Source organism: Streptomyces griseorubiginosus (genome assembly GCF_001514195.1).
Lineage (GTDB): Bacteria > Actinomycetota > Actinomycetes > Streptomycetales > Streptomycetaceae > Streptomyces > Streptomyces griseorubiginosus.
The window spans coordinates 618,895-641,918 of the sequence record NZ_KQ948736.1 but is presented as its reverse complement, the minus strand read 5'-3'; the positions used below and the strand labels follow the sequence as shown (position 1 = coordinate 641,918).

The following is a 23,024-nucleotide window of genomic DNA, read 5'->3' as shown; positions in this document are numbered from 1 at the left end:
CCGGCGGTTCCGCATACAAACGGGCTTGCCCCGAGTACCCGGCGACCCGTACGGAAACCGGCGTTTGGGCGTCCTGGCCAGGGGGACGCGGAAGGCTCCCGAGGTACGCGACAGCCCCGGAGGCGAACCGTGAGTCGACCCCGCATCGTGATCGTCGGTGCCGGCTTCGCCGGGTACCGGACGGCCAAGGAACTGTCCCGAAAAGCCCGCGGCAAGGCCGACATCACCCTGCTCAACCCGACCGACTACTTCCTGTACCTGCCCCTGCTGCCCCAGGTCGCCGCCGGTGTCCTGGAACCCCGGCGCGTCACCGTCTCCCTCTCCGGCACCCTGCCCCGGGTGCGGCTGGTGCTCGGCGAGGCCGACGGCATCGACATGGACGGCCGGACCGTCCACTACACCGGCCCGGAGGGCGAGCGCGGCAGCCTGCCCTACGACCGGCTCGTGCTGGCCGTCGGCAGCGTCAACAAACTGCTGCCCGTTCCCGGGGTCGCCGAGTACGCGCACGGCTTCCGCGGGCTGCCCGAGGCCCTGTACCTGCGGGACCACGTCACCCGCCAGGTGGAACTCGCGGCCGCCGCGGACGACCGCGCCGGCTGCGAGGCCCGCTGCACCTTCGTGGTGGTCGGAGCCGGTTACACCGGTACCGAGGTCGCCGCGCACGGGCAGCTCTACACCGACGCGCAGGTCCGCAAGCACCCCCTGCGGAACGGCATCCGGCCGCGCTGGATCCTCCTCGACATCGCCGACCGGGTGCTGCCCGAACTCGACGAGCACCTCTCCACCACCGCCGACCGCACCCTGCGGGAACGCGGGGTGGAGGTGCGCATGGGCACCTCGGTGAAGGAGGCCACGCCGGACGGGGTGCTGCTGACCGACGGCGAGTTCGTCGCGACCCGCACCCTGGTGTGGTGCGTGGGCGTACGGCCGGACCCGCTGGTGGAGTCCACCGGCCAGCCCGTCGAACGCGGACGGCTCGTCGTCGACCCCTACCTTCAACTCCCCGGCCGACCCGAGGTGTTCGCCTGCGGGGACGCGGCCGCGGTGCCCGACCTGGACAACCCGGGCGGCTTCACACCGATGACCGCGCAGCACGCCTGGCGGCACGGGAAGACGGTGGCCCACAACATCGCCGCCTCCTTCGGGGACGGCGAGCGGCAGCCCTACCGGCACAGGGACCTGGGCTTCGTCGTGGACCTCGGGGGCGCCAAGGCCGCCGCCAATCCGCTGCACGTCCCGCTGTCCGGGGTCGCGGCCGGGGCGGTCACCCGCGGTTACCACCTCGCCGCGATGCCCGGCAACCGCGTCCGGGTTGCCGCCGACTGGCTCCTGGACGCCGTACTCCCGCGTCAGGCCGTGCAGTTGGGCCTCGTGCGGTCCTGGTCGGTGCCGCTGGAGTCGGACTCGCCGGAGCTGGCCCGGGTACCGGGGCGGCCGGGCGCCCGCGAGGAGGCCCGGGCACGCTCCGGCCCGGGAGCGGCGACGGCCCGGGACACGCAGTCGGGGCGGGAAGCGCTTGATCAGGACGACCCGGGACCGGAGAAGGGGGCGGGGCACGTGAAGGAGCCGAGGGAAGTGAAGGACGTCGAACCGAGCGCGGGCGAGGCGGTGATCTCGGAGGCGAAGGCCCGCGAGGCCCGCTCCGAAGCCGAACCCGCCCAGAAACAGCCCGACTTCGAGCCCGCCAAGAACCAGCCCGGTGGGGAACCCGCCAAGAACCAGCCCGGCCGAGCGCCGGCGAAGAACCAGCCCGGCGGGGAACCCGCCAAGAATCAGCCGGGCCGCACGCCCGGCGACCAGCAGGACGGCGGGGAGCCGCGGCCAAGCCCCGGTGCAGGCCCCGGCCCCGTCCAGCACAAGCACACCGACGCGGACTCCTCGGAAGGAGACTCATGAACACCGGTGAACTCGTCGAACTCGCCCAGCAGTTGCGCGTGGACAGCGTCCGCGCCTCGGCCGCCGCGGGCTCCGGGCACCCCACCTCCTCGATGTCCGCGGCAGACCTGATGGCCGTGCTCTTCGCCCACCACTTCCGCTACGACTTCGACCGCCCCGCCCACCCCGCCAACGACCGCTTCGTGCTGTCCAAGGGCCACGCCTCACCGCTGATGTACGCCGTCTTCAAGGCGGCCGGTGCCCTCGACGACGAGGAACTGCTGACCTTCCGGACGCTCGGCAGCCGCCTCGAAGGACACCCGACCCCGCGCCGGCTGCCCTGGGTCGAGACGGCGACCGGTTCGCTCGGCCAGGGGCTGCCCGTGGGCGTCGGCATCGCGCTGGCCGGACAGCGTCTGGACCGCAGCGGCTACCGCGTGTGGGTGCTCTGCGGCGACAGCGAACTCGCCGAGGGCTCCATCTGGGAGGCCGCCGAACAGGCGGGAGCCGAGCACCTCGACAACATCACCGCGATCATCGACGTCAACCGGCTCGGCCAGCGCGGCGAGACCCGGCACGGCCACGACCTCGACGCCTACGCGCGCCGCTTCCAGGCGTTCGGCTGGCACACCGTCGAGGTCGACGGACACGACGTGGACGCCATCGACCGCGCCTACGGGGAGGCCGCCTCCACCAAGGGCCAGCCCACGGCCGTCATCGCCCGCACCCTCAAGGGCAAGGGCGTCGAGGACGTCCAGGACCGCGAGGGCCTGCACGGCAAGCCGCTGAAGAACGCCGACGACGCCATCGAGGAACTCGGCGGCGTCCGCGACCTCCGCCTCCGGGTGCAGGAGCCGCCGGCCGCCCGCATCCTGCACGCCGTGCGCGCCGGGCACGTCGAACTGCCCCGGTGGGACAAGGGAGAAGAGGTCGCCACCCGGGACGCCTACGGCCACGCCCTCACCGCCCTCGGCACCGGACGCGGCGACGTCGTCGCCCTCGACGGCGAGGTCGGCGACTCCACCCGCACCGAGTTCTTCGCCAAGGAGCACCCCGAGCGCTACTTCGAGTGCTACATCGCCGAACAGCAGATGGTCGCGGCCGCCGTCGGACTCGCCGCGCGCGGCTGGGTGCCGTACGCCGGAACCTTCGCGGCCTTCCTGACGCGCGCCTACGACTTCGTGCGGATGGCCTCCATCAGCGGGGTCGGCATCAACCTGGTCGGCTCGCACGCGGGTATCGCCATCGGGCAGGACGGGCCCAGTCAGATGGGTCTGGAGGACCTGGCGATGATGCGGGCGGTGCACGGTTCGACCGTGCTGTACCCGTGCGACGCCAACCAGACCGCGCACCTGGTCGCGGCCATGGCCGACCTGGACGGCATCCGCTATCTGCGCACCGGCCGCGGCGAGAGCCCGGTGATCTACGGCCCCGAGGAGGAGTTCCCGATCGGCGGCAGCAAGGTGCTGCGGTCCTCCGCCGACGACCGGATGACGATCGTCGCGGCGGGTGTCACCGTGCCCGAGGCGCTCAAGGCCGCCGACGCGCTGGACCAGGAGGGCATCCGGGTGCGGGTGATCGACCTCTACTCGGTCAAGCCCGTCGACCGCGACACCCTGCGCCGGGCCGCCGAGGAGACCGGCTGCCTGCTCACCGTGGAGGACCACCACGAGGAGGGCGGCCTCGGCGACGCCGTCCTCGACGCCTTCACCGACGGCCGCCCCGTCCCGCGGCTGGTGCGCCTCGCCGTGCGGTCGATGCCGGGCTCGGCCTCGCCCGAGGAGCAGCTGCACGCGGCCGGCATCGACGCCGAGTCGGTCGCGGCCGCCGCACGGCTCCTCGTGGAGCAGGCGATCGTGCCGTGAGCAGCGACGACGTACGGACCGTACGCGCGGGGAAGCACACCGTCGAGGTGCACCGGCCGGACAAGGTGCTCTTCCCCGGCGGCGACGGCGCCAAGGAGTACACCAAGGGCGACCTCGTCGCGTACTACCGGTCCGTGGCGCCGTTCATGCTGCCGCACCTGCGCGGCCGTCCGCTGATGCTGGAACGGCATCCGGACGGCCTCGCGGGCCCCCGGTTCATGCAGAAGAACACCCCGGACTCGTATCCGGAGTGGATCCACCGGGTCGAGGTGACGAAGGAGGGCGGCACCGTCTGCCACACCGTCTGTGACGACACCGCCACCCTGCTGTACCTCGCCGACCAGGCCTCGCTCACCCTGCACCGCTGGCTGTCCCGGGCCGGCAGCGTGGAGCGGCCCGACCGGATGGTCTTCGACCTCGACCCGGCCGGGGACGACTTCGAGGCGGTGCGCGAGGCGGCCCGGCTGCTCGGGGAACTGCTCGACGAGCTGCGGCTGCCCTCCGCGCTGATGACCACCGGCTCGCGCGGACTGCATGTGATCGTGCCCCTCGACGGCCGGCACGACTTCGACGAGGTGCGCGAATTCGCCAAGGACGTGGCCGACGCCCTGGTCGCCGGCCACCCCGAGCAGCTCACCACCGCCGCCCGCAAGAAGGACCGGGGCGACCGCCTCTACCTGGACGTCCAGCGCAACGGCTACGCGCAGACCGCCGTCGCCCCCTTCACCGTACGGGCGAAACCCGGAGCTCCCGTGGCCACGCCGATGAGCTGGGCCCAGCTCGACGATCCCGGACTCGACGCCCGCCGCTGGACCGTCGCCGACGCCGTGGAGCAGGCCCGTACCGATCCCTGGGCCGGGATTCTGGCGCGGGGACGGGCGCTCGGACCGGCCCGGCGCAGGCTGAACGCGTTGATGTCGTCCTGAAGGTTTGGCGAACGTGTGAACGGCCACCCGAGGTGAGAGGTGGCCATGGCGAACACAAGAGACACATCGACATCACAGAATTCACGGAATTCCCCCAGAGGGGAAGAAAAGGACACGGACGAGAACGTGACGGAGCAGCGACGGCCCAAGCCGATGGAGGTGCTGCGCCAAGCGCGCGCCCAGCTCTCCGAGCTGACCGGCATGACGGCCGAGAACGTCTCCTCCTTCGAGCAGACCGAGGACGGCTGGTCGGTGGAGGTCGAGGTCCTCGAACTCTCCCGTGTTCCCGACACGATGAGCCTGATGGCGAGCTACCAGGTCGAACTCGACCCCGAGGGTCAGCTCACCGGCTACCGCCGAGTCCGCCGCTACGAGCGCGGCCGGGCCGACGCACACAGGCAGGGCGGTCGCTAGACCGCCCGCATCGGACATCCGTTCACGACACCACCGACAAGGAGGCATGGTCGGCATGACCGTCGTTCCGGCACAGCAGGGCGGTGGAGGCGGCTCCAGCGGTCTCTACGACGTCCTGGAACTGGTCCTCGACAGGGGGCTCGTCATCGACGCATTCGTGCGCGTCTCCCTCGTGGGCATCGAGATCCTCAAGATCGACGTACGGGTCGTGGTGGCCAGCGTCGACACCTACCTGCGCTTCGCCGAGGCGTGCAACCGGCTCGACCTCGAGTCCGGCCCGCACAAGAGCCCGGGCCTGCCCGACATCATGGGCGAGATCACCGAGTCCGGCGCGCGCGGCAAGTCCAAGGGCGCGCTCTCCGGCGCCGCGGAGACCATCTCCGACGCCTTCAAGCAGGCGCGTGAGGGGGACGGCCAGAGCGAGTCCCGGCCGCGCACCCGTAAGTCCACCGCCTCGCGCACGCGCAGGAAGGAGGAGGAGGAGTGAGCACGTACGTCTACGGCATCATCGCCGCCTCCCACCCCGACCTCCCCGAGGGGCTGGCAGGGGTCGGCGATCCCGCGATGCCGGTGCGGGTGCTGAAGGAGGGCGAGCTGGCGGCCGTCGTCAGTGAGGCCCCCGAGGGGCTGCGGCCCAAGCGCCGTGACCTGCTCGCCCACCAGAACGTGCTGAGCGAGGCGGGCGCGGAGGGCTCCGTGCTGCCCATGCGGTTCGGCAGCGTGGCACCGGACGACGACACCGTCACCTCGGTGCTCGCCGAACGCGCCGACCACTACCAGGAGCGGCTGCGCACCCTCGACGGCAAGGTCGAGTACAACGTCAAGGCCACGCACGACGAAGAGGCCGTACTGCACCGCGTGATGTCCGACAACCCGGAGATCCGCTCCGCCACCGAGGCCAACCGGCAGGCGGGCGGCGGCAGTTACGAGCAGCGTCTCCGGCTCGGCGAGATGGTCGTGGCCGCGGTCAAGGCCCGTGAGGCCGAGGACGCGGAGGAGGTGCGCCAGGCCCTGGAGCCGGCCGCCGAGGCGATCAGCGTCGGGCCCGAGTCCAGCGGCTGGCTGGCCAACGTGTCCTTCATGGTGGCCCGCGACGCCGCCGCGTCCTTCCTCGAGGAGGTGGACCAGCTCCGCAAGAGCCATCCGCACCTCGACCTGCGGGTCAACGGCCCGCTCCCGCCGTACAGCTTCGTCGAACCCGGACCGGGTGAGCCGGCGGGCACCACGGTGGGCATCGACCACGCGGAGGAGTGAGCCGGTGTGGGTCTCATCGGAGAGGTTCTGCTCCTGCCCTTCGCCCCGGTGCGCGGCAGCGCCTGGGTGATCAGACAGGTGCTGAACGAAGCGGAGCGCCTCTACTACGACCCGGCGGCGGTCCGGGCCGAACTCGCGCAGCTCGAGGAGCGCCTCGAGGCGGGCGAGATCGACGAGGAGGAATTCGACCGACAGGAGGACGAACTCCTCGAACGACTGGAGATCGGCCTGCGCGGTGGCGCGGGGACTGGCGACGGGACGACACGATGAACCGAGTGGGAATGGGCCTCGCGGTAGGGGCCGGATATCTCCTGGGACGTACGAAGAAACTGAAACTGGCTTTCGCGGTCGGCTCGATCGTGGCCGGCAAGCGGATGCACCTCAGCCCGAAGATGGTCGCTGACCTGGTCTCCCAGCAACTGTTGAAGAACCCGCAGTTCAAGGAGATAGGCGACACGCTCCGCGAGGATCTGAGGGGCGTCGGCAAGGCGGCCTCGGGTGCCATGGTGGAGCGGCAGATGACCGCGCTGGCCGACCGGCTGCACGGCCGTACCGCCGAGGTCCGCGACGAGCTCTCCGGCGTGGCGCCGGAGGTGCCCGGCCTCCAGGACGGCGAGGACTCCGAGGAGGACGAGGAGCCGGACGAGGAGGAGACTGGCACCAGGGGCGGCAAGGGCGGCAAGGGCGGCAGGGCCGACCGGGCCGACCAGGAGCCCTCGGACGAGGACGAGACCGACGAGGACGACGAGGTCGACGACGCCGAGGCGGAAGCCGACGACGAGGCCGACGACGAGGCCGAGGCGGAAGCCGACGACGAGGACGACGACGAGTCGGACCAGGCTCCGGCCGCCGCGAAGAGGACGGCAAAGAGGGCCCCCGCCAAGAAGTCGGCGGCCAAGAAGGCCCCCGCGAAGAAGGCGCCGGCCAAGAAGGCGTCCCAGAGCCGGACGGCCGGCAAGAAGACCGCGGCCAAGAAGACCACGGCGAAGAAGACGGCCGCCAAGAAGACGACCGCGGCCAGGGGAGCCGGCCGAGGCACCCGGGCCCGCATGCCGAAGGGAGGCGGTGAGTGATGACGGATACCGTCGGATCCGCACGTGACGCCACCGACAAGGCGAAGAGCAACCCGCTGACCGAGGTGGCCCACAGCGAGGCCGCAGACCGGCTCAAGGCCGAGGTGCAGGAGTACCTCTCCGCCCAGGCCCAGCGCATGCTGGTCGGCGTCGGCCGCAAGCTGGGCGAGACCACCGGCAAGCTCAACGACATCGCCGAGGGCAACAGCCCCGGGTTCGCCAAGCTCGCCCTCGACGGCGGCAAGAAGCTCGCCGAGGGCAAGGGCCCGCTGCGCAGCGCGCTGGAACTCGGAGCGGGCAAGGCCAAGGACAGCGTGGTCGGCGCCTTCAAGAACCTCGGCGGCGGCAAGGGCAAGAAGAAGGGCGGCTCGGGTCAGAAGCCCACGGTGATCATCGAGTTCATCGACGTGGGCGTGGATCTGCGCACCGCCTACGACCAGTGGACGCAGTACCAGGACTTCTCGACCTTCGCCAAGGGCGTCAAGAGCGCGAACCGCGCCGACGACACCCACACCGACTGGCAGGCGAAGATCTTCTGGTCCTCCCGGAGCTGGAAGGCGACGACCACCGAGCAGGTCCCCGACGAGCGGATCCAGTGGACTTCGGAGGGCGCCAAGGGCAGCACCAAGGGCGTCGTCTCCTTCCACAAGCTCGCCGACAACCTCACCCGCGTCCTGCTGGTGATCGAGTACTACCCCAGTGGTCTTTTTGAGAAGACCGGCAACATCTGGCGCGCCCAGGGCCGCCGGGCCCGGTTGGACCTCAAGCACTTCGCCCGCTTCATCACCCTCAAGGGCGAGGCGGAGGACGGCTGGCGCGGCGAGATCCAGGACGGCGAGGTCGTCAAGAGCCACGAGGACGCGGTGGCCGAGGAGGAAGAGGAGAACGCCGAGGACGACGAAGGCGCCGAGGCCTCCGAGGACGAGGACACCGAGCCGGACGACGAGCTCCGGGACGAGGAAGAAGAGGACGAGGAAGCCCCGGACGGGGAAGCCGAGGACGAGTACGAGGAGTACGACGAGGAGGAGCCGGAGGACGAGCTCGCCGAGGACGAGGAGCCTGAGGACGAGGAGTACGACGAGGAGGAGCCCGAGGACGAGCTCCCCGAGGACGAGGAAGAGGCTCCGGAGGACGAGGAAGAGTACGCCGAGGGCGGGAGCCGCCGATGAGCATGCCCAGCCGGCTCCCGGACCCGTACGGCCAGGGGAGCGGAGCGAACCTGGCGGACATCCTGGAGCGAGTGCTGGACAAGGGCATCGTGATCGCGGGTGACATCCGCATCAACCTGCTCGACATCGAACTGCTCACCATCAAACTGCGGCTGATCGTCGCCTCGGTCGACAAGGCCAAGGAGATGGGCATCGACTGGTGGGAGGACGACCCGGCCCTGTCCACCAAGGCCCGCCGCGACGAACTGTCGCGGGAGAACGCCGAGTTGCGCGAGCGGCTGGCCCGGCTGGAGGAACTCGAGCCCCGCCGGGCCCAGGAGGAGGGTTCATGACCGGACTGCGTTACGTCTACGCCGTGTGCCGTCCCTTCGGCGCCGCCCTCCAGTCCCAGCTGACGGGACTGGGGGGCGATCCGCCGCGGCTGCTCACCCACCACGGTCTGATCGCCGTGGTGAGCCATGTGCCGGAGCGGGACTTCGCCGAAGCCCCGCTCCGGGCCCATCTGGAGGACCTCGAGTGGCTGACCGCCACCGCCCGGACCCACCAGCTGGTCATCGACGCGCTCACCGCCGTCACCACCCCGCTGCCGCTCCGGCTCGGCACCGTCTTCCGGGACGACAGCGGCGTACGGACGATGATGGAGGCGCGCGAGGACGACTTCCACCGCATCCTCGACCGGGTGCAGGGCCGGGTCGAATGGGGCGTGAAGGTGTACGCCGAGTCCGAGAAGCACGAGCAGGAACCGGCGAGGCCCGCGCAGCCGGCGTCCGGCCGTGACTACCTCCGGCTGCGGCGGCAGCAGACCAGGGCGACCGAGGACAGCTGGCAGAAAGCGGAGTCCTTCGCGACCCGTATTCACGACATGCTGTCCGCCCACGCCGAGGATTCCCGGCTGCACGCCCCGCAGAACGCCACGCTTTCCGGTGCCCCCGGACGGAACGTCCTCAACGCCGCTTATCTCGTCCCGCGCACGGCTTCCGAGGAATTCGTGGAACTGGTGGACCGCATGAAGGACGACACTCCGGGAATGCGCGTGGAACTCACGGGCCCGTGGGCCGCGTATTCCTTCACGCAGCTCAGCGACAGCGAGGAGGAGCGCCCGTGACCGTGATCGAACGGCGCGAGGTGGCCCTCGTCGACCTCCTCGACCGGCTGCTGGCCGGCGGGGTCGTCATCACGGGGGACATCACCCTGCGCATCGCGGACGTCGACCTCGTCCGCATCGACCTGAACGCGCTGATCAGCTCGGTCAACGCGCAAGTGCCCTCACCCTGGGGAGACTGACGTGACGGCCCGACCCAACCGGCTGGACCTGGAGCCCGACACCGTCGAGCGGGACCTGGTCAAGCTGGTCCTGACCGTGGTGGAGCTGCTCCGGCAGCTCATGGAGCGCCAGGCGCTGCGCCGGTTCGACGCGGGCGACCTGAACGAGGAGCAGGAGGAGCGGATCGGGCTCACCCTGATGCTGCTCGACGACCGCATGACCGAGCTGCGTGAGCGCTACGGCCTGCGGCCCGAGGACCTGAACCTGGACCTCGGGCCGCTGGGACCGCTGCTGCCCCGGGACTGACCCGGACGAGTCCGGGGGCCTCGGTCGGAAAACCTCACCATCTGTACCAGCGGCCCCTGCCGCCGCCCGCGGTCTTTCCTCGCATCAGGAATCCCAGCAGCCACAGGACCAGCAGGGCCAGCGCGATCCACCAGAGAATCTTCACTGCGAATCCGGCACCGAAGAGAATCAGTATCAGTAGCAGTACGAGCAGGATGGCAATCATGATCTGAACCTCCTGCATGCAGAGTTTCCCTATTGCGACATTTCAGGCGTTTTTTCAGGTGTCTTTCCTGCACAGGATTTCCCCGTGCAGAACACAGAACCAGCCGTCCTCCTGTTTTCCCCATTCCCGCCAGGCGTCCGAGACGGCCCGCAGTTCCCGTACGGTGGCGTGCCCGCCCTCGGTGGCCCGCTCCGCGTACGCGGAGGCCAGCGTGCGGTCCGCCCACAGCCCGCTCCACCACTGACGTTCCTCGGCGGTGGAGTAGGTCCAGGTGCTGGAGGTCGCCGTGATGTCCGTCAGCCCCGCCCGCAGCGCCCAGGACTTCAGCCGGCGCCCGGCGTCCGGCTCCCCGCCGTTGGCGCGGGCCACCCGGCGGTACAGGTCCAGCCAGTCGTCGAGCCCCGCGGACGCCGGGTACCAGGTCATGGCCGCGTAGTCCCCGTCGCGGACGGCGATGTACCCGCCCGGCTTCGTGACCCGTGCCATCTCTCGCAGTGCCCGCACCGGGTCGCCGACGTGCTGGAGCACCTGGTGGGCGTGGACCACGCAGAAGGTGTCGTCGGGGTAGTCCAGGGCGTGCACGTCGGCGACCGCGAAGTCGATGTTGGTCAGGCCCCGCTCGGCCGCCGTGGCCCGAGCCTGGTCCAGGATGCCCGGGGCGTGGTCCACGCCGGTGACGTGCCCGTCGGGGACCAGCGCGGCCAGGTCGGCGGTGATCGTGCCCGGGCCGCAGCCGATGTCGAGGATCTTCATGTGGGGCTTCAGCGAGCCGAGCAGATAGGCCGCCGAGTTGGCGGCGGTGCGCCAGGTGTGCGAGCGGAGCACGGACTCGTGGTGCCCGTGGGTGTAGACGGCTGTCTCCTGCGGTCTGTCCTGAGGATTCGACATGACTGAACCGTACGCCCGCATGTCGCATGGTGAGACCCGTGTATTGCCATGTGGACTGACGGTCCGTCAGGTAACGCATATGCGTTTGCCCGGCTCCTGTCCTTCCCCTGACAATGCCGCCCATGGGACATCTGGAAGCCGCGCACCTCGAGTACTACCTCCCCGACGGGAGGGCCCTGCTCGGCGATGTGTCGTTCCGGGTGGGGGAAGGGGCCGTCGTGGCGCTCGTCGGACCCAACGGGGCCGGCAAGACGACGCTGCTGCGGCTGATCTCCGGGGAGCTGAAACCGCACGGCGGCACGGTCACCGTCAGCGGCGGCCTCGGGGTGATGCGCCAGTTCGTCGGGTCCGTGCGGGACGAGACGACCGTACGGGACCTGCTGGTGTCGGTGGCGCCGCCGCGGATCCGCGAGGCCGCCCAGGACGTGGACCGGGCCGAGCACCTGATCATGACCGTCGACGACGAGGCCGCCCAGCTGAAGTACGCGCAGGCCCTCTCCGACTGGGCCGAGGCCCGCGGCTACGAGTACGAGACGCTGTGGGACGTGTGCACCACGGCCGCGCTCGGGGTGCCGTACGACAAGGCGCAGTTCCGGCAGGTGCGGACGCTGTCCGGCGGCGAGCAGAAGCGGCTCGTCCTTGAGGCGCTGCTGCGCGGCACGGACGAGGTGCTGCTGCTCGACGAGCCGGACAACTACCTCGACGTGCCCGGCAAGCGCTGGCTGGAGGAGCGCCTGAAGGAGACCCGCAAGACGGTCCTCTTCGTCTCCCACGACCGCGAACTGCTGTCCCGGGCCGCCGAGAAGATCGTGTCGGTGGAGCCCTCGCCGACCGGCGCGGACGCCTGGGTGCACGGCGGCGGGTTCGCCACCTACCACGAGGCACGGCGTGAACGCTTCGCCCGCTTCGAGGAGTTGCGCAGGCGCTGGGACGAGAAGCACGCCCAACTGAAGAAGCTGGTGCTGAACCTCCGTCAGGCCGCCTCCATCAGCCATGAGTTGTCCTCCCGCTACCAGGCCGCCCAGACCCGCCTGCGCAAGTTCGAGGAGGCCGGGCCGCCGCCCGAGCCGCCGCGCGAGCAGGACATCACGATGCGGCTCAAGGGCGGCCGCACCGGCGTAAGGGCCGTCACCTGCAAGGGACTTGAGCTCACCGGGCTGATGAACCCCTTCGACCTGGAGGTGTTCTACGGCGAGCGGGTCGCCGTCCTCGGCTCCAACGGCTCCGGCAAGTCGCACTTCCTGCGGCTGCTGGCCGGGGACCCCACCGTGGCGCACACGGGGGAGTGGAAGCTCGGCGCGCGGGTCGTGCCCGGGCACTTCGCGCAGACCCACGCCCACCCCGAGCTCTTCGGCCGCACCCTGCTCGACATCCTGTGGAAGGAGCACGCCCAGGACCGCGGCGCCGCGATGTCCCGGCTGCGCCGCTACGAGCTGACCGGCCAGGCCGAGCAGAGCTTCGACCGGCTCTCCGGGGGGCAGCAGGCGCGCTTCCAGATCCTTCTCCTGGAGCTCCAGGGCGTCACCGCGCTCCTCCTGGACGAGCCCACGGACAACCTCGACCTGGAGTCCGCGGAGGCCCTCCAGGAGGGCCTGGAGGCCTTCGAGGGCACGGTCCTCGCGGTCACCCACGACCGCTGGTTCGCGAAGTCGTTCGACCGCTACCTGGTCTTCGGCTCGGACGGACGGGTGCGCGAGACCGACGAGCCGGTGTGGGACGAGCGACGCGTGGAAAGGGCCCGGTGACCGACGGTCACCGGGCCCCTCCAGGGCGTCTCAGGCCCAGCGCAGCAGGGCGCCGAGGCCGCCCACCGGCGCGTCCTCGGCCGAGGTGCCGTCGGCCGGCGTGACCGAGAGCGCGGGCGCGCCCGTCGCCACCGCCGACCTGATCAGCGCGTCGTCCGCACGGGCCGACCAGGAGTTCTGCTCGCCGAGGATCTTCAGCTCCGTACGGCGGACCGCCAGCTGGTCCGGGTCCTCGCCGATCCACACCGTGCGGTGCGCGTCGGGGCCGTCCGGGCGGATCAGGAGTTCGTCGATGCGGTGCTCACGCGCCGCCTCGACCAGCGCGGGCACGCCTTCCACGGCGCCGGGACGCCCGTCCTCGCCCGGCGCGCGGGCCGCGAGGAACCGTTCCAGCTCCCGTTCCGCGCGCTGCCGCACCTGACCGGTGCGGGCCCGCTCCACGTCCTCGTCGAGCAGCCGGCTGCCGGCGCCGTGCTCCGCCTCCACGACCAGGTCGTGCAGCCGCTTCGGGAGCCGGTCGTGCACCGACCTCTTCTCGCGCTCGTCACCGACCAGGATCAGCAGGTCGGCGCCGGTCTCCTCCTGGCAGACGGCGAGCGCGTCGGCGATCTCGGCCGCGTTGTGCTCCCAGGTGTTCTCCACCCGCAGCTGGAAGTGCCGCTCCGACCAGTCGGCCGTGCTCGTGCGGTGCACCGGCCACTGCTTGCCGGTCACCGAACCGGCGTCCTCGCGGCCCAGCGCCCCGCGCAGCTCGAAGTCGGCGCCCTTGCGGTCGACGTACGCCACCACGCAGACCGGGTCCTCCCCGGCCAGCTCCAGCAGCGGCGCGGTGTGCGGCAGCGTGCCCCAGCGGATCACGTCGGCCTCGGGAGACCTGGTCAGCGGCGGGTCGAGAACCACCTCGCCGGCCCGGGCGAAGACGGCCCTGCCGTGCGGTTCCGACGAATGCCGCAGCTCCTCCAGCGCCTCCCGCACCGCCACGCAGGTGTCCTCGTCGGCCCCCTGCGTGGACAGCTCCCGGGCGACCGCGACCGCCGCGAGATGCCGTTCGTGGGGGGCGTCCTCCGTGCGGGGCGGGGTGCCGACGTACACGGAGGCCCAGGGGCCCTGATGTTCGTAGAGTGGATGCAGAAAGGCGAGATCCATGATTCCCTCCCGGATGCCGTTCGGGGGCAGTGCGACAGTGCTCGCCGGGCGGGTACCCGAAGCGCATGGACGAACACGACGAGCGGGGTACCACCATGAACGGAGTCGACCCCAGCCGGTTGGACGACCAGCAGCTGATGAAGGAGCTGGAGACGATCCACCGCACGCGGCACGACACACTGCTCTACGGCTCGAACGACGCCCTCCGGGCGCACAACGACCGCATGGCGGGCCTGGAGGGCGAGTACCTGCGCCGCAACCCCGACCGGACCGTGGCCGCGGGCCGCACCCGCGAGGGGGCGCGGGAACGGAAGCCGGGGGAGTCGGCCACGCCGGGGGAGGACTGACCGGGGGAGGACGGACTGGCCGGGTCTCGGCACGAACTCCGGGAGAGGACTGGCCGGGTCTCGGCACGACCTCCGGGAGAGGACTGCCCGGGGCCCGGAACGGCGAACGGTGACCCGCCGATCGCATGATCAGCAGGTCACCGTCGACGTGCCCCGAGGGGTCAGTGGCGCGTGGGCAGCCGGTCCCAGTGCCGGTGCGCGGCGATCGCGGCCACGAACGCGTCCAGGAACTCCTCGCCCGCCGCGCCCGGCGACGTCTCCGTGACCACGCCCAGGTCGGACTCCACGTGGTGGAACTCGGTGGACAGCCGCAGCCCCTCCGGCTCCAGGGCCGACAGGATCCCCACGCCCGAGCCGAGCGCCCCGATCGGCTTTCCGTGCCGGTAGGCGTCCCGGACGAACCGCAGCGCGTCGGGGTCGGCGGCGGCCGGCGAGGTGCCCACGGGCCCGCCCGGCAGCAGGACGGCGTCGTACAGCACCGACGCCACGGTCGGCAGCGCACGGTCCACGGTGTACAGCTCGCCGTCGGCGCCCCGCACCTCCCCGTCGACCGGGGCCAGCGCCTCCACGATCGCGCCCTCGGCGGCCAGCCGCTCCCGCACCGAGGTCACCTGCTCGGCGTCGATCCCGTCGGTGACCAGGACCGCGATCTTCCGGGTGCGGATCGAGCCGTCACCGCGCTGCGCCTCCAGACTGAGCGCGGGAGAGGCGGACTTGGAGGCCTCGGTGGCTTCGGCGGCCTCGGCGGCGGGCCCCGACGGCAGCGGCACGCCGATGCCACGGGCCACCTCGGTCGCCAACTCACCGTTCACCTTGGCCAGTTGCTCGACCGTAAGGGCCCGCACCGCCCGGGCGTCCACCTTGCCCAGCTCGAAGCGGAACGCCTCGACGATGTGCTGCTTCTCCCAGTCGCTCATGCTGTTCCAGAACAGCGCCGGCTGGCTCCAGTGGTCCTGGAAGCTCGGGCTGCGCCGCCGGATCTTGTGCCCGTCGACCCGCTCGGTGTAGTGCGTGAACGCCTTCCCGTCCACACCGGCGTGGGCCGGGCAGCCACCGCCGAGGGAGTTCGGGAAGTAGTTCGTGCCCCGGTGGATCGCGCTCTGGTGGGCGCCGTCGCGCTGGTTGGTGCGCACCGGTGCAACCGGCCGGTTCACCGGCAGCTGCGCGAAGTTGGGGCCGCCGAGGCGGGTCAACTGGGTGTCCAGGTAGGAGAAGTTGCGGGCCTGGAGCAGCGGGTCGTTGGTGAAGTCGATGCCGGGCACCACGTTCGCGGTGTGGAACGCGACCTGCTCGGTCTCCGCGAAGAAGTTCTCCGGGTTGCGGTCGAGCACCATCCGGCCGATCGGCCGTACCGGCACCTGCTCCTCCGGGATCAGCTTCGTGGCGTCGAGGAGGTCGAAGTCGAAGGCGAACTCGTCCTCCTCCGGCACCAGTTGCACCCCCAGCTCCCACTCCGGGTACTCGCCGGCCTCGATGGCGTCCCACAGGTCTCCCCGGTTGAAGTCCGGGTTGCGGCCCTGGCACTCCTGCGCCTCGTCCCACACCAGCGAGTGCGAGCCCAGCCTCGGCTTCCAGTGGAACTTCACGAAGGTGCCCCTGCCCTCCGCGTTGACGAAGCGGAAGGTGTGCACGCCGAAGCCCTGCATCATGCGGTAGCTGCGCGGGATCGCACGGTCCGACATCAGCCACATGATCGCGTGCAGGGTCTCCGGCTGGAGCGACACGAAGTCCCACAGGGTGTCGTGCGCGGAGGCGCCGGTGGGCATGTCGTTGTGCGGCTCCGGCTTCACCGCGTGCACGAAGTCCGGGAACTTGATGCCGTCCTGGATGAAGAAGACCGGGAAGTTGTTCCCGACCAGGTCGTAATTGCCCTCGGACGTATAGAACTTGGTGGCGAAACCGCGCACGTCCCGCACGGTGTCCGCGGAGCCCTTCGGCCCCTGCACGGTCGAGAACCGCACGAAGGCGGGGGTGCGGACCGCCGGGTCCTGGAGGAAGGCGGCCCGGGTGAACTCGGCGCAGGACTCGTACGGCTGGAAGTACCCGTAGGCGCCAGCGCCCCGCGCGTGCACCACCCGTTCCGGGATCCGCTCGTGGTCGAAGTGGGTGAGCTTCTCCCGGAAGTGGAAGTCCTCCATCAGCGTCGGACCGCGCTCACCCGCGGTGAGCGAGTCGTCGGTGTGGTCGACCTCGACGCCCTGGTCGGTGGTGAGCGGCCCGGCGGCCGGGTCGTCGGCGTGGAAGGCCTCGCGCTGACGCTGCTTGCGGTCGGCGGACGCGGCGGCGTCCTGGTCGGTGCGGTCCATCAGGCGGCCTCCTGGGCGAACACGTCGAGGAACGTCTGGCAGAACGCCTTGAGGTCGTCCGGCTTGCGGCTGGTGACCAGCTTGTTGTTCCCGTGGTCGCAGACCTTCACCTGCTCGTCCACCCAGGTGCCGCCCGCGTTGCGGATGTCCGTCCGGAGACTCGGCCACGAGGTGAGCACCCGGCCCCGGACCACGTCCGCCTCCACCAGCGTCCAGGGCGCGTGGCAGATCGCGGCCACCGGGCGCCCCTGGGTGAAGAAGTCCCGCACGAACGCCACGGCCTTCTCGTCCGTCCGCAGGAAGTCCGGGTTGGCCACCCCGCCCGGCAGCACCAGGGCGGCGAAGGAGTCCGCGGACGCCTCGCCCACGACCTCCTGCACGGGGAAGGTGTCCCCCTTGTCGAGATGGTTGAACGCCTGGATCTTCCCCGGCTCCGTCGAGACGAGCACGGGCTCGTGGCCCGCGTCCACCGCGGCCTGCCAGGGATCGGTGAGCTCGATCTGCTCGACGCCCTCGGGTGCGGTCAGAAACGCGATACGCATGAGACTCAACGTCCTTTCCTCGAAAGCTTCTTGCTTGCACGAGCGGTGCGCAGGCAGCGCAGCAGCTCCTCCCCGTACGGCAGCAGCACGCACGCCCCGATCGCGGCGCCGATGCCCGTCAGATAACCGGGGGACAGCGGCCGCCGGCGCGGCACCAGCCGCCAGGCGTCCTTGTGGCCCCGTCCGCCGCGCGCCAGCGACTTGACCTGGTCGGCGTGCAGACACATCAGGGCGGCCAGCGCGGCGAACGGCAGCGACTCCAGAAAGCTGTGGATGTGCTGCTCCAGCGGCTTGACCTCGCGGTCGCTGTCGACGGCCGTCCTGACGTCCCACAGCGCGGTCGCCTCGTGCACCGCGGCCCCGCCCAACTGCACGCTCAGCAGCAGGGGGTTGACCTCGTAGCGCAGGGTCAGCGCGATGGGCAGGCCCACCTCGGCCATCATCAGGGTGGGGGTCCCCCCACGCCCTTTCGGGCAGTGGGGGAGGATGAGGGACTCCTTGGTCCCCGAGGTGTCCTCGATGCGGGTGCGCCGGTGCATCACCCAGTCCGCGAGCCCCGGCACGAACCAGCCGGGCAGCAGGCCGTACAGGAGATAGCGGGTGGTGACGTCGCCGACGTCCACGGTGGTCCCGGCGGCGATCTCCGCGGCCCGGTCCCTCACAGCAGGTCCCTCGGGTCCGCCCCGGGCTCCGGGTCGGGCGTGGCGCGGCTGATGTCGGCGAGTGCCGAGCCGGGGTCCCGGTCCGCGGCGAGGTCGCCGAGGCTGACCATGCCGACGGGCAGACCGTCCTCGACGACCGGCAGCCGCCGCACGGCGTGCGCCCGCATCAGCGCCGCCGCCTGCGTCACCGGGTCGCCCGGGGCCACCGTCACCGGATCCGGGGTGCACACCGACCGGGCGCTCACCGTCGAGGGATCGATGCCGTCGGCGACGGCCCGGATCGTGATGTCCCGGTCGGTGAGCACCCCGACGACCTCCTGGCCGTCGGCCACCACCACGTCGCCGATGTCCTGCGAGCGCATCAGCCGCGCCGCCTCGACCAGCGAGGCGTCCGGGCGGACGGCCACCACCCCGGGCGTCATCACGTCCCGTACGAGCGCGGCCGTCACGGCGTGCCCTCCGTCCCGGTGAGTGCCCGCGCCAGCTCCTGGACGTTGGCGTAGTGCTCCTTGCGCGGCAGCCCCGCCACGGCCTCGGTGAGGGCGTCGGGGGCGTTCTGGCGGCGCAGCACCCGCACCAGCTCCACGGGGCCGGCGGGGAACGAGGTGCGGCCCAGGATCCGGGCCAGTTCCAGTCGGACGCCCTCCAGGGACGCCCCCTCATCGCCCGGTACCACGGGGCCGCCCCAGACCTGCGGATCGTCGTCGGCGGTCGGCTCCGGGTCGTTCCACTCCTCGCTCCGGGTGGGGTGCCCGGAGCGGAGCAGACCCTGGAGTTCGTGCTTCATCTCGTCGTCGCGGTGGCGGCTCAGCCGGTCGCTGCCTCGCTGCATGTCTCCACTCCAGATCTTCGGGTCCGCACCGCGTACCCGAGGACCGGAGGCCGACACGGGGTTTGTCCGGCCGAAGCAGGGGGTTTGTCCGGCGCAAGCGGGGAGACCCGATGCGAACCCCCCGCGCACCTCCCCTGGGAAGGACTGGCGATGGTCGTCCTCGCCGCGCTCATACCGATCCTGATGCTCGCAGCCCTGCTCGCGCTCGGCCGCTACGAGGAGCTGATGCTCCCGGACCCGGAGGACGACCGGCTCGAACCGGCCGCCCTCTCCGTGGCTACTTCTTCTCCCGCCCCGGCAGGAACTCCTGCACCTTCGCCTTGAAGCCCTGCTTCACCATGGAGCCGCGGTCCGCGTCGCCCTTGAGGATGGCGGCGGCCGTGGCCTCCATCTGCTCCCAGGTCGCGTGCGGCGGGATCGGGGGTACGGCCGGATCGGTCAGGAACTCCAGCACCGCGGGCCCGTCGGCCGCGAGACCGGCCCGCCAGGCCGCCTCGACGTCCTCCGGCTTCTCCACCCGGATCCCGGTCAGGCCCAGCGAGCGGGCGAACGCGGCGTACTGCACGTCCGGAAGCTGCTGCGAGGGCAGGAACGACGGAGCGCCCTCCATGGCCCGCATCTCCCAGGTCACCTGGTTGAGGTCGTGGTTGTTCCAGACGGCGATGATCAGCCGCGGATCCTCCCACAACTCCCGGTACTTGGCCGCCGTGATCAGCTCCGCCATACCGTTCATCTGCATCGCCCCGTCCCCGACCAGGGCGATCGCCGGCCGGTCCGGGTGCGCGAACTTCGCGCCGATCGCGTACGGCACTCCCGGGCCCATCGTGGCGAGCGTGCCGGACAGCGAGGAGCGCATACCGGGCCGCATGGTCAGGTGCCGGGCGTACCAGTTGGCGGTGGAGCCGGAGTCCGAGGTGACGATCACGTCGTCCGGCAGCAGCGGGTCCAGCGCCCGGGCCACGTACTCCGGGTTGATCGGGTCGGCCGACTGCTGCGCCCGCCGGTCCATCACGTCACGCCAGCGCTTGACGTTGTCGCACACCGTCTCGTACCACTTGCGCTCACCGCGCTCCGCGTCCAGCATCGGGATCAGCCGCTGGAGCGTGGCCTTCGCGTCGCCGACCAGGTTCACCTCGTACGGGTAGCGCATTCCGATCATGTGCGGGTCGATGTCGATCTGCACCGCCCGCGCCTTGCCGAACTCCGGCATGAACTGCGTGTACGGGAACGACGACCCGATGGTCAGCAGGGTGTCGCAGTCCCGCATGAGTTCGTACGACGGACGCGTGCCCAGCAGCCCGATCGAGCCGGTGACATAAGGGAGTTCGTCGCTCAGGACGTCCTTGCCGAGCAGCGCCTTGGCGACCCCGGCGCCGAGCATCTCGGCCACCCGCTCCACCTCGGCCCGCGCCCCGGCCGCGCCCTGACCGATCAGGATCGCGGGCTTCTCACCGGAGTTGAGGATCTCCGCGGCCCGCTGGAGCGACTCCTCGGAGGGCACCGTGGTCCAGTTGCTGCGGCCCAGGCTGGACGGCAACATCTTGAACTCGTGCGTGGGTGGCGCGTAGTCGAGCTCCTGTACGTCCCCGGGGATGATGATCGCGGTGGGACAGCGGCGGGCGTACGCGGTGCGGATCGCCCGGTCCAGGACGTTCGGCAGCTGCTCCGGGACCGTCACCGTCTCCACGAACTCCGAGGCGACGTCCTTGAACAGGGTGTGCAGATCGACCTCCTGCTGGTACGACCCGCCCATCGCCGTACGGTGCGTCTGGCCGACGATCGCCAGCACCGGCACATGGTCCAGCTTCGCGTCGTACAGGCCGTTGAGCAGATGGATCGCCCCGGGCCCCGACGTGGCGGCGCACACTCCGATGCGCCCGCTGAACTTGGCGTAACCGACCGCCTCGAACGCGGACATCTCCTCGTGCCGGGACTGCACGAACCGCGGCTGGTTGTCGGCCCGTCCCCAGGCCGCCAGCAGACCGTTGATGCCGTCGCCCGGATAACCGAAGACATGGTCCACACCCCACTCGCGCAGCCGTTCGAGGATGTGATCGGACACCTTGGTGCTCATGTGCTGACCTCCCGGACATAGATGGCACAGGCAGCAGCCCTACGAGTCACCCTGCACGCGCCGGGAAAACCTGCCTCGGCGTTTGGCGTCGAGGGTCGGGGGCAGGCGCATTCCCAGTGCTTCGGACCGGAGGCACGTCCGTGGGAGCGGCCCCCTGCCGCCACGGTCGCGCCCGTCCGGTCCCCCCTCGCGGACGCGCTCCCACCCCGATCGCTCAACCCGGAGCACGATCCAGGGAGTTGCGACGCTGATGCCCGTTCCAGCAAGCGCGAAGCACCACCCGCACGACGACGCCCCCGACACCGCCGAGGCCTTCCGCACGCTCGCCGAACTGCCCCCGGGGCCCGAGCGCGAAGCCCTGCGCGGACGGCTCGTGGAGGCCTGGCTGCCCATGGCCGACCGGCTCGCCGGCCGCTTCCGCAACCGTGGCGAGACCCTCGACGACCTGCGCCAGGTCGCCGCGCTCGGCCTGGTCAAGGCCGTCGACCGCTACGACCCCGGCCTCGGCAACGCCTTCGAGAGCTACGCCGTGCCCACCATCACCGGCGAGATCAAGCGGCACTTCCGCGACCACATGTGGACGCTGCACGTGCCGCGCCGGGTCCAGGACCTGCGCAACCGGGTCCGGTGCGCCGTCCAGGACCTCTCGCAGACCATTCCGGGCCGCGGGCCCACCGTCGCCGAGATCGCCGGGCACGCGAGCATGACCGAGGACGAGGTCCTGACCGGCCTGGAGGCCCTGGAGAGCTTCACCGCGCTCTCTCTGGACGCCGAGCTGCCCGGGAGCGAGGACGGCTACTCCCTCGCCGACGCCCTCGGCTCGGCCGACCCCGCGCTGGACACGGTCGTCGACCGCGAGTCCGTCAAGCCCCGCCTCGCCGCACTGTCCGAGCGGGAGCGGGCGATCCTCTACATGCGGTTCTTCGCCGACATGACCCAGAGCCGCATCGCCGAGCAGCTGGGCATCTCCCAGATGCACGTCTCCCGCCTGATCAGCCGCTGCTGCGGCCGGCTGCGGGAGCAGATCATGCGGGATGCGGGGGCGTGAGCGCGGGGGGTGTTCCCTGAGGGGAGCGCCGGGAGGTACTGCCTGGTAGTGAGGGTCGGCGCAGGTTCTGTGGTCGGCCCGGGTTCGCTGGTGGCCGTGTCGGTGGGATCCGGGGGCCCCGTCGGCTTCGTGTCACCCGGTCGGCCCCCGCCGTCCCGCCAATGGACTCCGGCCGCGCGCGGGACGGGGCAGGGCGGGCTGTGATGGCTGTGGGTGCGACCGTCGCGCCCCGGTCCAGTCGTCGTATCCCCGACGCCCGACGACGGGCCCCGCAGCCGTCGGCCGAAGGAGTCCTCCCCATGCGCCGCACCGCCCGTCTCCGGGCCCTGTCCGTCGTCCTTCCCGCCCTTGGGATCGCCCTGGGCGGCACCGCGCACAGCGCCTTCGCGGATCCGTCCGCGGAGGTCAGCCCCGGCAGTGTCCAGCCGGGCGGCAGCGTCACGGTGTCCGTGTCCTGCGACCCCGGCACCGGTACGCCCCCCGCCACCCTCGACGCCACCTCCGAGGCCTTCGAGACGGAGACCGTACGGCTGCAACTGGTGCCCGGCAACGAGGACGCGGTCACTGGCCCCGCCTACAGCGGCACCGCGCGGGTCTCCGCCGACCAGGAGCTCCAGGACGGCGCCGGTGGTGTCGGACCGGACTCCGCGTGGACCGTCGACGGCACCTGCCCCAGCGCCGACCGCGCAGCCGGCAAGGCCTGGAGCGCCACGTTCACCGTCACCCGCGGCACCGGCACCGGCACCGGCACCGCCACCGGCAGCCACCGCCCCTGCGCCGCGCCGAGCGTGGAGCCGTACACCACGCAGCACACCGAGCCACGCACCGACGCCTGCGCCGCCGCCGTCATCCAGCGCCCGGTCCGGGCCGGCCAGGGCGGCAGCTTCACCGACAGCGTGCCCGCCCTGGTCGCCGGGGGACTGCTGATCGCGGGCGCCGCCGGCGGCGCCGTGTACCGGCTGCGCCGCAAGGTCCCGACGAGGGACACCTGACCGGCCCCACGGGACGGGCAGGCCCCGGCCGAAACGTCAGGACGGTGTGACGGGCGCAACCCGCACGGGCGGCCATGGCCCCTCGGCACCG

27 protein-coding genes are annotated in these 23,024 nt (G+C 71.4%); 18 read left to right on the top strand and 9 right to left on the bottom strand.

Translation table 11 applies throughout. The features are described 5' to 3' along the window. The first annotated feature begins 147 nt into the window (after nucleotides 1–147). Genes AQJ54_RS15545 through AQJ54_RS15485 form a run of 13 tightly spaced genes read left to right on the top strand, consistent with a single transcriptional unit; the run spans nucleotide 148 to nucleotide 10,146 of the window. The gene (locus tag AQJ54_RS15545; protein WP_079069866.1) at nucleotides 148–1,896 is read left to right on the top strand and encodes an NAD(P)/FAD-dependent oxidoreductase; all 1,749 of its coding nucleotides are present in this window, start codon (nucleotides 148–150) and stop codon (nucleotides 1,894–1,896) included. Next, a complete protein-coding gene (locus AQJ54_RS15540; RefSeq protein ID WP_062237867.1) occupies nucleotides 1,893–3,740 on the top strand; it encodes a transketolase in 1,848 nt (615 codons plus the stop codon). The genes AQJ54_RS15545 and AQJ54_RS15540 overlap by 4 nt, the downstream gene beginning before the upstream one ends. Continuing rightward, entirely contained in the window at nucleotides 3,737–4,666 is a 930-nt protein-coding gene (ligD, locus tag AQJ54_RS15535; protein WP_062237865.1) for a non-homologous end-joining DNA ligase, read from the top strand. Before AQJ54_RS15540 ends, ligD begins: the two co-directional genes overlap by 4 nt. A gap of 45 nt (nucleotides 4,667–4,711) precedes the next feature. Further along, nucleotides 4,712–5,080 (top strand): gas vesicle protein GvpO, encoded by a 369-nt coding sequence (locus AQJ54_RS15530; protein WP_079069865.1) that lies wholly within the window; start codon nucleotides 4,712–4,714, stop codon nucleotides 5,078–5,080. A gap of 55 nt (nucleotides 5,081–5,135) precedes the next feature. After that, nucleotides 5,136–5,567, top strand: coding sequence for a gas vesicle structural protein GvpA (locus tag AQJ54_RS15525; protein WP_062238647.1), 432 nt, complete (start codon nucleotides 5,136–5,138; stop codon nucleotides 5,565–5,567). Then, nucleotides 5,564–6,334 carry a GvpL/GvpF family gas vesicle protein gene (locus AQJ54_RS15520; protein ID WP_062237864.1) on the top strand — a complete coding sequence of 257 codons (771 nt, stop codon included), beginning with the start codon at nucleotides 5,564–5,566 and terminating at the stop codon, nucleotides 6,332–6,334. The genes AQJ54_RS15525 and AQJ54_RS15520 overlap by 4 nt, the downstream gene beginning before the upstream one ends. Nucleotides 6,335–6,340: 6 nt before the next feature. After that, a complete protein-coding gene (locus AQJ54_RS15515) occupies nucleotides 6,341–6,604 on the top strand; it encodes a gas vesicle protein GvpG (protein ID WP_020133317.1) in 264 nt (87 codons plus the stop codon). Next, complete coding sequence (locus AQJ54_RS15510; protein ID WP_062237862.1) at nucleotides 6,601–7,407, top strand: hypothetical protein; 807 nt, start codon at nucleotides 6,601–6,603, stop codon at nucleotides 7,405–7,407. Before AQJ54_RS15515 ends, AQJ54_RS15510 begins: the two co-directional genes overlap by 4 nt. After that, on the top strand, nucleotides 7,407–8,576 hold the full coding sequence (locus AQJ54_RS15505; protein ID WP_062237860.1) for an SRPBCC family protein: 1,170 nt from the start codon (nucleotides 7,407–7,409) through the stop codon (nucleotides 8,574–8,576). Before AQJ54_RS15510 ends, AQJ54_RS15505 begins: the two co-directional genes overlap by 1 nt. Next, complete coding sequence (locus AQJ54_RS15500; RefSeq protein WP_020133314.1) at nucleotides 8,573–8,908, top strand: gas vesicle protein; 336 nt, start codon at nucleotides 8,573–8,575, stop codon at nucleotides 8,906–8,908. The genes AQJ54_RS15505 and AQJ54_RS15500 overlap by 4 nt, the downstream gene beginning before the upstream one ends. Next, nucleotides 8,905–9,681 carry a GvpL/GvpF family gas vesicle protein gene (locus AQJ54_RS15495; protein ID WP_062237858.1) on the top strand — a complete coding sequence of 259 codons (777 nt, stop codon included), beginning with the start codon at nucleotides 8,905–8,907 and terminating at the stop codon, nucleotides 9,679–9,681. Before AQJ54_RS15500 ends, AQJ54_RS15495 begins: the two co-directional genes overlap by 4 nt. Further along, nucleotides 9,678–9,860 carry a gas vesicle protein gene (locus AQJ54_RS15490; RefSeq protein WP_020133312.1) on the top strand — a complete coding sequence of 61 codons (183 nt, stop codon included), beginning with the start codon at nucleotides 9,678–9,680 and terminating at the stop codon, nucleotides 9,858–9,860. Before AQJ54_RS15495 ends, AQJ54_RS15490 begins: the two co-directional genes overlap by 4 nt. A 1-nt stretch (nucleotide 9,861) precedes the next feature. After that, complete coding sequence (locus AQJ54_RS15485) at nucleotides 9,862–10,146, top strand: gas vesicle protein K (protein ID WP_062021088.1); 285 nt, start codon at nucleotides 9,862–9,864, stop codon at nucleotides 10,144–10,146. Between the two features lie 34 nt (nucleotides 10,147–10,180). Here AQJ54_RS15485 and AQJ54_RS15480 read toward each other — a convergent pair whose 3' ends face one another. Beyond that, nucleotides 10,181–10,351 carry a hypothetical protein gene (locus AQJ54_RS15480; RefSeq protein ID WP_062022774.1) on the bottom strand — a complete coding sequence of 57 codons (171 nt, stop codon included), beginning with the start codon at nucleotides 10,349–10,351 and terminating at the stop codon, nucleotides 10,181–10,183. 54 nt (nucleotides 10,352–10,405) lie between these two features. Next, nucleotides 10,406–11,239 carry a class I SAM-dependent methyltransferase gene (locus tag AQJ54_RS15475; RefSeq protein WP_062237856.1) on the bottom strand — a complete coding sequence of 278 codons (834 nt, stop codon included), beginning with the start codon at nucleotides 11,237–11,239 and terminating at the stop codon, nucleotides 10,406–10,408. 122 nt (nucleotides 11,240–11,361) lie between these two features. Here AQJ54_RS15475 and AQJ54_RS15470 point away from each other — a divergent pair, with 122 nt between their 5' ends. Beyond that, the gene (locus AQJ54_RS15470) at nucleotides 11,362–12,984 is read left to right on the top strand and encodes an ABC-F family ATP-binding cassette domain-containing protein (protein WP_062237855.1); all 1,623 of its coding nucleotides are present in this window, start codon (nucleotides 11,362–11,364) and stop codon (nucleotides 12,982–12,984) included. 30 nt (nucleotides 12,985–13,014) lie between these two features. Here the strand turns inward: AQJ54_RS15470 and AQJ54_RS15465 are convergent, their stop codons facing one another. After that, nucleotides 13,015–14,130, bottom strand: coding sequence for a baeRF2 domain-containing protein (locus AQJ54_RS15465; RefSeq protein WP_062021078.1), 1,116 nt, complete (start codon nucleotides 14,128–14,130; stop codon nucleotides 13,015–13,017). A gap of 65 nt (nucleotides 14,131–14,195) precedes the next feature. Between AQJ54_RS15465 and AQJ54_RS15460 the strand changes: the two genes are divergently transcribed. Beyond that, nucleotides 14,196–14,477 carry a DUF6158 family protein gene (locus tag AQJ54_RS15460; RefSeq protein ID WP_062237853.1) on the top strand — a complete coding sequence of 94 codons (282 nt, stop codon included), beginning with the start codon at nucleotides 14,196–14,198 and terminating at the stop codon, nucleotides 14,475–14,477. A 161-nt stretch (nucleotides 14,478–14,638) separates the two neighbouring features. On the opposite strand, the gene AQJ54_RS15455 is transcribed toward AQJ54_RS15460, so the two are convergent. From AQJ54_RS15455 to AQJ54_RS15435, 5 genes are read right to left on the bottom strand one after another with little or no spacing between them, the layout of a single operon-like run. Then, the gene (locus tag AQJ54_RS15455; RefSeq protein WP_062237851.1) at nucleotides 14,639–16,783 is read right to left on the bottom strand and encodes a catalase; all 2,145 of its coding nucleotides are present in this window, start codon (nucleotides 16,781–16,783) and stop codon (nucleotides 14,639–14,641) included. After that, the gene (locus tag AQJ54_RS15450; RefSeq protein WP_062237849.1) at nucleotides 16,783–17,325 is read right to left on the bottom strand and encodes a type 1 glutamine amidotransferase domain-containing protein; all 543 of its coding nucleotides are present in this window, start codon (nucleotides 17,323–17,325) and stop codon (nucleotides 16,783–16,785) included. Before AQJ54_RS15450 ends, AQJ54_RS15455 begins: the two co-directional genes overlap by 1 nt. Before the next feature lie 5 nt (nucleotides 17,326–17,330). Further along, the gene (locus AQJ54_RS15445) at nucleotides 17,331–17,987 is read right to left on the bottom strand and encodes a hypothetical protein (RefSeq protein WP_062237847.1); all 657 of its coding nucleotides are present in this window, start codon (nucleotides 17,985–17,987) and stop codon (nucleotides 17,331–17,333) included. Further along, a complete protein-coding gene (locus tag AQJ54_RS15440; RefSeq protein WP_211278538.1) occupies nucleotides 17,984–18,436 on the bottom strand; it encodes a CBS domain-containing protein in 453 nt (150 codons plus the stop codon). The genes AQJ54_RS15445 and AQJ54_RS15440 overlap by 4 nt, the downstream gene beginning before the upstream one ends. Next, nucleotides 18,433–18,819 carry a DUF2795 domain-containing protein gene (locus AQJ54_RS15435; protein ID WP_062021062.1) on the bottom strand — a complete coding sequence of 129 codons (387 nt, stop codon included), beginning with the start codon at nucleotides 18,817–18,819 and terminating at the stop codon, nucleotides 18,433–18,435. The genes AQJ54_RS15440 and AQJ54_RS15435 overlap by 4 nt, the downstream gene beginning before the upstream one ends. Before the next feature lie 150 nt (nucleotides 18,820–18,969). On the opposite strand from AQJ54_RS15435, the gene AQJ54_RS46090 reads away from it, so the two are divergent. Continuing rightward, a complete protein-coding gene (locus AQJ54_RS46090; RefSeq protein ID WP_169808233.1) occupies nucleotides 18,970–19,143 on the top strand; it encodes a hypothetical protein in 174 nt (57 codons plus the stop codon). Here the strand turns inward: AQJ54_RS46090 and AQJ54_RS15430 are convergent. Then, nucleotides 19,097–20,893: a thiamine pyrophosphate-requiring protein gene (locus tag AQJ54_RS15430; RefSeq protein WP_062237845.1), complete on the bottom strand. Its 1,797-nt coding sequence runs from the start codon at nucleotides 20,891–20,893 to the stop codon at nucleotides 19,097–19,099. The genes AQJ54_RS46090 and AQJ54_RS15430 overlap by 47 nt on opposite strands. A gap of 250 nt (nucleotides 20,894–21,143) precedes the next feature. On the opposite strand from AQJ54_RS15430, the gene AQJ54_RS15425 reads away from it, so the two are divergent. Beyond that, nucleotides 21,144–21,941: an RNA polymerase sigma factor SigF gene (locus tag AQJ54_RS15425; protein ID WP_062237844.1), complete on the top strand. Its 798-nt coding sequence runs from the start codon at nucleotides 21,144–21,146 to the stop codon at nucleotides 21,939–21,941. Between the two features lie 299 nt (nucleotides 21,942–22,240). Next, complete coding sequence (locus tag AQJ54_RS15420; protein ID WP_062237842.1) at nucleotides 22,241–22,933, top strand: hypothetical protein; 693 nt, start codon at nucleotides 22,241–22,243, stop codon at nucleotides 22,931–22,933. Nucleotides 22,934–23,024: the final 91 nt, after the last annotated feature.

Bases quoted from the DNA above. Each gene is read 5' to 3' on its own strand.
- AQJ54_RS15540 (WP_062237867.1), top strand. From the start codon at position 1,893: ATGAACACCGGTGAACTCGTCGAACTCGCCCAGCAGTTGCGCGTGGAC.
- AQJ54_RS15530 (WP_079069865.1), top strand. From the start codon at position 4,712: ATGGCGAACACAAGAGACACATCGACATCACAGAATTCACGGAATTCC.
- AQJ54_RS15525 (WP_062238647.1), top strand. From the start codon at position 5,136: ATGACCGTCGTTCCGGCACAGCAGGGCGGTGGAGGCGGCTCCAGCGGT.
- AQJ54_RS15510 (WP_062237862.1), top strand. From the start codon at position 6,601: ATGAACCGAGTGGGAATGGGCCTCGCGGTAGGGGCCGGATATCTCCTG.
- AQJ54_RS15505 (WP_062237860.1), top strand. From the start codon at position 7,407: ATGACGGATACCGTCGGATCCGCACGTGACGCCACCGACAAGGCGAAG.
- AQJ54_RS15500 (WP_020133314.1), top strand. From the start codon at position 8,573: ATGAGCATGCCCAGCCGGCTCCCGGACCCGTACGGCCAGGGGAGCGGA.
- AQJ54_RS15495 (WP_062237858.1), top strand. From the start codon at position 8,905: ATGACCGGACTGCGTTACGTCTACGCCGTGTGCCGTCCCTTCGGCGCC.
- AQJ54_RS15480 (WP_062022774.1), bottom strand. From the start codon at position 10,351: ATGATTGCCATCCTGCTCGTACTGCTACTGATACTGATTCTCTTCGGT.
- AQJ54_RS15475 (WP_062237856.1), bottom strand. From the start codon at position 11,239: ATGTCGAATCCTCAGGACAGACCGCAGGAGACAGCCGTCTACACCCAC.
- AQJ54_RS15470 (WP_062237855.1), top strand. From the start codon at position 11,362: ATGGGACATCTGGAAGCCGCGCACCTCGAGTACTACCTCCCCGACGGG.
- AQJ54_RS15465 (WP_062021078.1), bottom strand. From the start codon at position 14,130: ATGGATCTCGCCTTTCTGCATCCACTCTACGAACATCAGGGCCCCTGG.
- AQJ54_RS15460 (WP_062237853.1), top strand. From the start codon at position 14,196: ATGGACGAACACGACGAGCGGGGTACCACCATGAACGGAGTCGACCCC.
- AQJ54_RS15455 (WP_062237851.1), bottom strand. From the start codon at position 16,783: ATGGACCGCACCGACCAGGACGCCGCCGCGTCCGCCGACCGCAAGCAG.
- AQJ54_RS15450 (WP_062237849.1), bottom strand. From the start codon at position 17,325: ATGCGTATCGCGTTTCTGACCGCACCCGAGGGCGTCGAGCAGATCGAG.
- AQJ54_RS15435 (WP_062021062.1), bottom strand. From the start codon at position 18,819: ATGCAGCGAGGCAGCGACCGGCTGAGCCGCCACCGCGACGACGAGATG.
- AQJ54_RS46090 (WP_169808233.1), top strand. From the start codon at position 18,970: ATGGTCGTCCTCGCCGCGCTCATACCGATCCTGATGCTCGCAGCCCTG.
- AQJ54_RS15430 (WP_062237845.1), bottom strand. From the start codon at position 20,893: ATGAGCACCAAGGTGTCCGATCACATCCTCGAACGGCTGCGCGAGTGG.
- AQJ54_RS15425 (WP_062237844.1), top strand. From the start codon at position 21,144: ATGCCCGTTCCAGCAAGCGCGAAGCACCACCCGCACGACGACGCCCCC.
- AQJ54_RS15420 (WP_062237842.1), top strand. From the start codon at position 22,241: ATGCGCCGCACCGCCCGTCTCCGGGCCCTGTCCGTCGTCCTTCCCGCC.